Raw genomic sequence first — 1,455 nt, forward strand, 5'->3', positions numbered from 1 at the left:
CGAGTTCTCCAGCGCGGTGGCAGCGACCGCCTACACGGCCCCGGCCGGACTGCGCGCGCTGCTGATCGAGATCTGGGGCGCGGGCGGCGGCGCGGGCGGCGTGGACGGCAACAACGGCAGCGGGATCGATGACGCGGCCTCTGGCGGCGGCGGCGGCGGCGGCTACAGCCGGAAATTCCATCTGCATGTGAGCGGCCAGACCTACACCTATTCGGTCGGCGCGGGCGGCACCAGTGCGGCGGGCGCGGTGAACGGCACCGACGGCGGGGCCAGCACCTTCGCAAGTTCCGGCACGCTTTCCATGCTGGCCAACGGCGGATCGGGCGGTGCTGGCGCGACCGGCACCACCACGGGGCAATGGAACGGCGGCAGCGGAGGAACGGCAGGTGGCGGCAGCCTCAACGTGCGCGGCCAGTCAGGCGGCATGGGCAAGGTCAACGCGGGCAACCCTGTTCTCGGCGCGCATGGCGGCGCCCCAGGAGCGCTCTTCCCGGGCACCATGCTGCGCTTCATGAACCAGGACGGGTGGGACGCCACCAGCCCGGGCGCAGGCGGTGCCGGGGCCGTCGCCAACTCGGTCGATACCAACTGGCGCGGCGGCTACGGCGCCGATGGCCTGGTGCGGATCCAGCCATTTTTCTGACAGCATAGGAGGGGCCGATGGCCTTCAATCTCACGACCGTGACCGGGTCGCTGGGCGATAGCGTGACGCAGATCGCCACCGGCGTCCTGAAATTCGAGCTGATGGGGATCGGCATCGCCTCCGGCGGCCAGATCGTCTCGGCGCCGCTGCCGGTGACGGCGACCGCTGCGGTTGGCGGCGCATGGACCATCCAGCTTTGGGCCAACGAGGACGGCCTGGCCCCGACCTATTACAAGGTCAGCCGCAAGTACCTGCTTGGCACGCAGGAGGAATGGCAGTTCATCGGCAACATCGTCGTGCCTGTCGGTGCGTCCACCACCTTCGACGCCTGCTACGTCTCGGCCGCGATCCCGCTGACCGGCCCGTCGGTGATCCTGTCGGAAGCCGACTACACCGCGCTGGCCAACTCGACGCTCAAGACCACCGACCGGCAGTCAGGGCCGCGCGACTCCACGGCCGGCAAGCTGCTTGAGGTCGGATCCTTCGGCATCGGGACGGTGCTGGCCGCCAACGAGATCGCCAGCTTCGATGACATCACGCTGCAGACCGGCTTCTATTCGACCACGGCGGCCACCGCCAATCCGCATTCGGGCTTCGCCTCCAGCATCGGCGAACTCTTCGTCCACCGCCTCAGCGCGACCGCCTTCGTGGAATGCTGGTCGAACAACACGCAGAACGCCAATGGCGGGATCTGGAAGCGGAGCTATCAGGGCGGTGCCTTCGGGCCCTGGGTCTACATGTTCCACAGCGGCAACATCTTCGATGCCATCGGCGCGCTTTCCAGCGGCCGGCCGACCGGCGGCCTGATGCCC

At 68.9% G+C, this 1,455-nt stretch carries 2 protein-coding genes; both read left to right on the top strand.

What is annotated here, in order from left to right:
* Positions 1–643 (top strand): glycine-rich domain-containing protein (locus HCC78_RS32535; protein WP_172332816.1); only part of this gene is annotated, 643 nt, incomplete at its 5' end.
* A gap of 17 nt (positions 644–660) precedes the next feature.
* On the top strand, positions 661–1,455 hold a 795-nt coding region (locus tag HCC78_RS32540; protein WP_172332817.1), incomplete at its 3' end, for a hypothetical protein.

The organism is Mangrovicoccus sp. HB161399 (assembly GCF_013184745.1).
Taxonomy (GTDB): Bacteria; Pseudomonadota; Alphaproteobacteria; order Rhodobacterales; family Rhodobacteraceae; genus Mangrovicoccus.